This window comes from Nocardioides sp. (assembly GCF_036274455.1).
Lineage (GTDB): Bacteria > Actinomycetota > Actinomycetes > Propionibacteriales > Nocardioidaceae > Nocardioides.
Genome location: NZ_DASUFR010000094.1, coordinates 1 through 6,833, shown reverse-complemented (window position 1 = coordinate 6,833; position 6,833 = coordinate 1). Strand labels below are relative to the sequence as shown.

Annotated in this window: 6 protein-coding genes; all 6 read right to left on the bottom strand. The window is 71.7% G+C overall.

Going from position 1 to position 6,833, the window contains the following annotated elements:
* Positions 1-230: 230 nt before the first annotated feature.
* Complete coding sequence (locus tag VFV89_RS09230; RefSeq protein WP_329705636.1) at positions 231-911, bottom strand: response regulator transcription factor; 681 nt, start codon at positions 909-911, stop codon at positions 231-233.
* A 106-nt stretch (positions 912-1,017) separates the two neighbouring features.
* A complete protein-coding gene (gene hpf / locus VFV89_RS09225) occupies positions 1,018-1,632 on the bottom strand; it encodes a ribosome hibernation-promoting factor, HPF/YfiA family (RefSeq protein WP_329705635.1) in 615 nt (204 codons plus the stop codon).
* 177 nt (positions 1,633-1,809) lie between these two features.
* Positions 1,810-2,526 carry a ComF family protein gene (locus tag VFV89_RS09220; RefSeq protein WP_329705634.1) on the bottom strand — a complete coding sequence of 239 codons (717 nt, stop codon included), beginning with the start codon at positions 2,524-2,526 and terminating at the stop codon, positions 1,810-1,812.
* Between the two features lie 99 nt (positions 2,527-2,625).
* Complete coding sequence (locus VFV89_RS09215; RefSeq protein ID WP_329705633.1) at positions 2,626-4,419, bottom strand: LpqB family beta-propeller domain-containing protein; 1,794 nt, start codon at positions 4,417-4,419, stop codon at positions 2,626-2,628.
* Positions 4,416-6,056, bottom strand: a complete 1,641-nt coding sequence (gene mtrB, locus VFV89_RS09210) for an MtrAB system histidine kinase MtrB (protein WP_329705632.1) — start codon at positions 6,054-6,056, stop codon at positions 4,416-4,418. The genes VFV89_RS09215 and mtrB overlap by 4 nt, the downstream gene beginning before the upstream one ends.
* Before the next feature lie 12 nt (positions 6,057-6,068).
* Positions 6,069-6,782, bottom strand: coding sequence for an MtrAB system response regulator MtrA (gene mtrA / locus VFV89_RS09205; protein WP_329705631.1), 714 nt, complete (start codon positions 6,780-6,782; stop codon positions 6,069-6,071).
* Between the last annotated feature and the right edge of the window lie 51 nt (positions 6,783-6,833).

The following is a 6,833-nucleotide window of genomic DNA, read 5'->3' as shown; positions in this document are numbered from 1 at the left end:
GGCACCCAGATAAGTCACAACCACCTGATAGCCGGTGACTCCGACGCATTCGTGGGTGCCCGCGACCAGCAGCAGGGCTTGGGGTTCTGTGGCGACCCATCCGCTTCTGTGCCGAGATCTCGGTACAGAAGCGCAGGGGTCCCCGGATATCCGGTGACCCTGACGCCTTTCGTGGGTGCCCGTGCGGAGCGAGCGCGGCACGCCGGGGCCGGAGCTCGCGGGGTGGACAGTCAGGGCAGGTCGAGGAGCTTCTCCTTGACGGCGTACATGACCGCCTCCATCCGCGAGTGCAGCTGGAGCTTCTCCAGGATGTTGCGGACGTGGTTCTTGACGGTGTTCTCGGAGATGAACAGGTCGCGGGCGATCTCGCGGTTGTTCATCCCCTTGGCCACCAGCCGCAGGACCTCGAGCTCGCGGTCGGTGAGCCGCAGCCCGGGCACGTGCTCGCGCTCGGGTCGCGACATCTGCTTGAACTCGTCGATCAGCTTGACCGCCATCGAGGGGCTGATCAGGGACTGGCCGTCGGCAACCACGCGGATGGCCTGGGCGACCTCCTCGATCGAGGAGTCCTTGAGCAGATAGCCCGAGGCACCGCTCTTGACCGCCTCATAGAGGTCGGCCTCCTCGTCGGACACGGTGAGGATGATGATCTTGGCCGACGGCACGGCCTCCTTGATGGCCAGGCAGGCCTCGATCCCGGAGCGCTTGGGCATCCGGATGTCGAGGAGGACCACGTCGGGCGCGGCGGTCGCCGCCAGGCTCGTGCCCTCCAGGCCGTCCCCCGCCTCACCGACCACCTCGACGCCCGGCTCGGCGGCGAGCAGCATCGTCAGCCCCCGCCGGAACAGCTCCTGGTCGTCGACGACCAGCACCCGGATGGGCTCCGGCTCCCCGTGCTTCGTGTCCGCCACGAGCGAATCATGACACGGATGGGCGGTACGCCGGGCACGGATGGGGGATGTGGGCAACGCCACTGAGTGACCCGAACGGGCCACGTCAATGGTCCGGCCCCTGGGGTCAGTCCACGTCGAGCGCGATGACTCCGTAGTCGTAGCCGCGACGCCGGTAGACCACCGAGGGCCGGTCGTTCTCCTTGTCCACGAACAGGAAGAAGTCGTGTCCGACCAGCTCCATCTCGTAGAGAGCCTGGTCCAGGGTCATCGGGCTGGCCGGGTGGACCTTCTCGCGGACCACCAGCGGACCGTCACCGGTCACGGTGATCGGACCCACCTGGCGCTCGCCTACCAGACCGTCCTCGGAGGAGGCCGCGGCGCCCTCGTCGACATCGGCCAGCGCCTGACCCACCGACACCGGCGCATGCCGGCCGCGGTGGACCCGCCGCCGGTCGGCGGCCCGCCGCATCTGGGAGGCCATCTTGTCGAGGGCCACGTCGAGCGCCGCCATCTTGTCCGCGGCCGCGGCCTCGGCCCGGATCACCGGGCCCTTCGAGTACGCCGTGAGCTCCAGCCGGACGGCGCGGTCGCGCTGACGCGGGTTGGCCTCGCAGTCGACCTCCACCTGGACTCGCATGATGCGGTGGTCGTGCTTCTCGAGCTTGGCCAGCTTCTCCTCGACGTGGCTGCGATACCTGTCGGTGATCTCGCAGTGCCGGCCCGTGACCACAACATCCATGTGAACCTCCCGTGTAGGCATGTCCTGTCGGTTGGTCGGGGAGACCCACCTGGGGAACGGCTGCGAACGAGAGAGCCCGGGAGTCCCCCGGGCCCTGCCATTCAGCGTCCTCGGGTGGACTCCATACATAGACGTTAGACGCCTGCTGGTTGTCACGGAAGGGACTTCTGCGGTCTTTCAGGAAGTCCTCAGTCCCTGGGGCGGGTGACGGCGAGGAGTGGCCGCGACGGTCGCCACCCGGACCACGTCGAGGCCGGCCTCCTCGAGCGCACGCTGTGCCTCGCGGGCGGTCGAGCCGGTGGTCAGCACGTCGTCGCAGACCACCACCCGGACCGCTCCGCGACGCCGCACCAGGGCTCGGAACGCCCGCTCGCGCGCATGCATCGACCCGGCCAGGTTGGCCGCTCGCTCGGTCGCGTCGAGGCCGGCCTGGTCGGCCACCCCGCGTCGCACCCGGAGCATCCGTCGCACCTCGACGTCGAGCCCTCGCCGGCGGAGCAGCCGTGCCGCCCGGGCGGTGATCGTGTGGGTCGGGTCGTGGCCCCGGGCCCGCACCGTGGCCGGCCGCGAGGGCACCGGCACGAGCACCAGCGGGCTGCCGCGCGGCAGCTCGCAGGCGACCGCGGCGGCCAGAAGCCGCGCCAGCGGCATCGCCAGGCCCAGCAGCTGTCGCTCCTTGAGCCCGAGCACCATCGACCGAACCGTCGCCTCGTAGACCGCCGCCGACCACGGCTCCACCAGCCCGGCCGGCACCGGGGTCGGCCAGGCGGGCGCCGCCCCGCCCGGCAGCTCATCCCGGCAGCCCGGGCAGAGCAGCCGCCCCGGCCGGGCGCAGCCCACGCAGGACCCGCCCAGCAACAGGTCGATGGCCCCGTCGAGCACGGTCTCGGTCATGGCGCCATTCCACCCGGACGCGCCAGCTCCCCTCCGCGGCGTACCACGCGGGTGTGGAGAACCCCCGCGTGGGGCCCGCCTGAGGAGAGCAGCCGGACGTCAGCCGGCGTAGGACAGCGAGGTGACGCGCGAGTCCACCTCGATCGAGTTGGAGCGCGGACCGGCCAGGTCCACCAGCGCGGCGGGCTCGCCGTCGTGCGCGGCCTGGAAGGCGAAGATCCTCTCGTTGGGCACCGGGGTGCCGGCAAGGCCGACCACGTTGCCGTCGACCGGCACCGGGAAAGCGTCGAACCCACTGGCGCCGTCGACCGAGGCGCTGAAGACCTGGAAGAGCTGCCGGCTCACCGGCCGCAGCACCGACAGGCTGGTCGGCGAGCTCCAGGTGATGTCGCGGATCTGGCCCTCGGGGTTCAGCGGGTCGGTGATGTTGTCGGCGGCCAGGGCCTGCACCACCTGTCCGTCGCCCGTGGTCAGAATCCGGCCGACCACGATGGAGTCCTGCTCGGCGCTGTCCCTGATCACCGCGATCAGCCGCGAGCCGTCCCGGGAGATGAGGAAGTGCTTGACGTCCCTGCCGCTGATCCCGGGCACGTCGAGGGGGACCATCTCGCTGCCGCGCCGGTCGACGCGGAGGTAGTAGACGACCGCCCCGGTGCTGCGCCGGTCGACCTCCCACAGCCGGCCACTGAAGTCCCAGCCGGGCCGCAGCAGGTCCTCCTGCCCCGCAAGCAGCCGCCGCGGTGGGTCGCCGCTGTCCTTGACCGGCGCGAGCCACAGCTCGTCGCCGCCGGAGGAGACCCCGGCGGCCTGCTGGGCAAGCAGGTCCGCGGTCACCTCCCGCAGGTCGTAGCCCGGCTGGCCGAACGGGCCGGCGACCGGCGCCAGGTTCTGCGGGCTGCCGCCGACCATGAGGCCGTCCCTGAGGCCGAACAGCTGCGTGCTCGAGCCGCCGACGTACGGCGCGTACTGGTGGCCGTGCTCGACGCTGAACTCGGTCTCGCCCGGCAGCTGCAGGGTCCGGTTGTCGATGCTCACCCTGAACTTGGCGATCGTCGGGTCCTGGCGCAGCGTCCACGCCAGCTGCGAGACGAGCATCTCGGCCTGCTCCGTGGTCGTGGGCAGCGCGGCGTCGGCGGTGTCGCTGGTCAGGTCGACCTCGGCCACGCCGTCGGCCGAGACCGGCACCGACACGACCGACCGCAGGTCTGAGGGCAGGTAGCTCTTCTCCGTCCCGCCGAGCTCCTGGGAGGGACCCACCAGGAGCGCGTTGACCAGGGCGGAGGCGAACTGCGGCCCGCGCGGCACGAACACCGGCTCGGGGATGAGCATCTTGCCGGTCGGGTCGAAGAAGTAGAGCGAGACCTGCCGGAACCGGGCCGCGAACCACGTCTGCGGCACCAGGAGGTTGCTCGGCGGCTGCGAGATGCGGTACTCCCCGCTCTCGTGCGACATCGGGAACTCGACAGTGGACTCCGCCTCGGTGGCCGGGCCGAGCCAGGCGCCGCGGGCGTCGATCCGGTAGGCGTCGATGAACCGCTGCTCGACCGTGCTGCTGCCCCGAGGGCTGAGCGGTTCGCGGTAGATCAGCATGCCCGTCGGCTGCCAGCTGCTGCTCGCCTCCTTCGTGAGGTACTCCCGGGCCACGGCGAGGCGGACCGCCGGAGTGGCCGTCATCGCGTCCAGGAACCCGGCCACGATCTCCTCGGGGGAGGCACCCTTCTTGGGGCGCGGCGGGTCGATGTTGGGGGGAAGCTCGTCGCGGTCGGAGCCCACCAGGGTCGTCTCGTGCACCTGCCCGCTGTGGGGCATGGCGACACCGCACCCGGTCAGCACCAGGCAGGCGGCAGCCACCACGGCAACCGCCGCGGTCGGCACCGGCGTACGCCGCCTCACCGGACCGGCTCCGGAGCGTCCTCGGGGACCAGCGGCAGCGGGCTCTGGCGCAGCGAGCCGCCGACCCGCCGGGGCAGCGTGAGGCGGAACTGCGACCCCTCACCAGGCCGGCCCCAGGCCTGCAGCCACCCGCCGTGCAGGTGGGCGTCCTCCATCGAGATCGACAGGCCCAGACCGGTACCGCCGCTGGTCCGGGCGCGGGCCGGGTCGGCCCGCCAGAACCGGTTGAACACCATCGCCGACTCCCCCGGCGCGAGCCCGACGCCGTAGTCACGCACCGCGATCGCCGCCGCCTGGTCGTCACCGGCGACCCGGATGACCACCCGTGCTGCGGTCGCGCGGTCTCCATCGGGGTGCGCGTGGTCGATCGCGTTGCTGACGAGGTTGCGGACGACCCGCTCCACGCGGCGTACGTCGGCCTCGGCGAGGCACGCGTGGCCGGGCGCCTCGATCTCCAGGTGCACGTTGCGCTGCTCGGCCAGGGCCTGGGTGCTGTCGGCGACGCGGTGGGCGACGTCGACGAGGTTGACGTCGTCTGTATCGAGCACGGCGGCGCCCGCGTCGAACCGGCTGATCTCCAGCAGGTCCACGAGCAGCGTCTCGAACCGGTCCAGCTCCCCCTGCAACAGCTCCGCAGCCCGCGCCGTCGCCGGGTCGAAGTCGCGCCGGGCGTCGTGCAGGACGTCACCGGCCATCCGGACCGTGGTGAGCGGCGTGCGCAGCTCGTGGGAGACGTCGGAGACGAACCGGCGCTGCACCCGGCTCAGCTCCTCGAGCTGCCGGATCTGGCGCTGCAGGTTGGATGCCATCTGGTTGAACGACGTCGCGAGCCGGGCCACGTCGTCCTCACCCGTGACCCGCAACCGTTCCTGGAGCCGGCCGGCGGCCAGCCGCTCGGCGACCCGCCGGGCCATCCGCACCGGAGTCACGACCTGACGGGTGACCAGCCAGCTCACGCCCGCGACCAGCAGCAGCATCAGCACACCGGCGGTGAGCAGGGCGCGGGTGACCAGCCGCATGGTGGCCTGCTGCTCCTTGAGCGGGAACAGGAAGTAGACGGTGTAGGTGCTCCCGTCGGACGGCAGCGTCACCTGCGAGCCGACCACGATGCCCGGTTCGCGGCCGATCACCGTGCTGGCGCCGTCGGTGCGGACCAGCGTCGTGTAGGTCCAGGCCGAGGTGGCCCCCTGCTCGGCGAAGTGCTGCTCCAGCGAGACCGGCACGCTGCTCGGGTCGAAGTCGGCGCTCGACTCCGTGCCGCCGTCGGCGATCCGGGCGCCGCTGCCGACCGGGCCGGCCACCACGACGCCGTACCCGCGGGTCGAGCCGCGCCCGATGACGACGTCGTTCAGGTCGCGTCGCTGGAGCGCGGCGTTGCTGTCGTTCCCAGGCGCGAACGCGAGCCGGCTGTTGGCCTCCTGGACGTCGTCGGCCGCCTCTCGGGTCACCGCCGCGACCCGGTCGTCGAGCAGCCCGTCGCGGGTCTGCTGGAGCAGGAACCAGCCGACCGCGGCGATGACGAGCGCCGTCAGGATGACGGTGCTGGCGACCACCCGGGCCAGGATGGAACGGCGCCAGAACGTCAGCCCGCGGCGGAAGGCACCGGGGAGACGACGCGGCGCGCGGGCGCGGAGCACGAGACCTCCTGCCTATCCGGTCCCGGCCTTGTAGCCGACGCCGCGCACGGTCACCACGATCTCCGGGTTCTCGGGGTCGTGCTCGACCTTGGAGCGCAGCCGCTGCACGTGCACGTTGACCAGTCGGGTGTCCGCGGCGTGCCGGTAGCCCCACACCTGCTCGAGCAGCACCTCGCGGGTGAACACCTGCCAGGGCTTGCGGGCCAGGCAGACCAGCAGGTCGAACTCCAGCGGCGTGAGGTTGATGACCTCGCCGTCGCGGGTGACCGAGTGGCCCGCCACGTCGATCGTCAGGTCGCCGATCGTCAGCGACTCCTGGGCGGCCCGGTCGTTGCGGCGTACCCGGGCCCGGATGCGCGCCACCAGCTCCTTGGGCTTGAACGGCTTCACGACATAGTCGTCGGCCCCGGACTCCAGCCCCACCACCACGTCGACGGTGTCGCCCTTCGCGGTCAGCATCACGATCGGTACGCCGGACTCCGCCCGGATCTCCTTGCACACGTCGATGCCGTCCTTGCCGGGCAGCATCAGGTCGAGCAGCACGACGTCGGGCCGGTAGTCATGGAACGCGTCCAGGGCGAGGTCGCCGCGGGTCACCACCCGGCCGTCGAACCCCTCCTGGCGGAGGACGATCGTGAGCATCTCCGCCAGGGACGCGTCGTCGTCGACGACGAGGACTCTGCCCTTCGTCGGGACGTCGGAAGCGACCGGGGCGTGCTCAACCATGATGAAAGTGTGCCTCAGGGCCGGGTGGGCGTCAGTCTCTCCGGCCCCTGC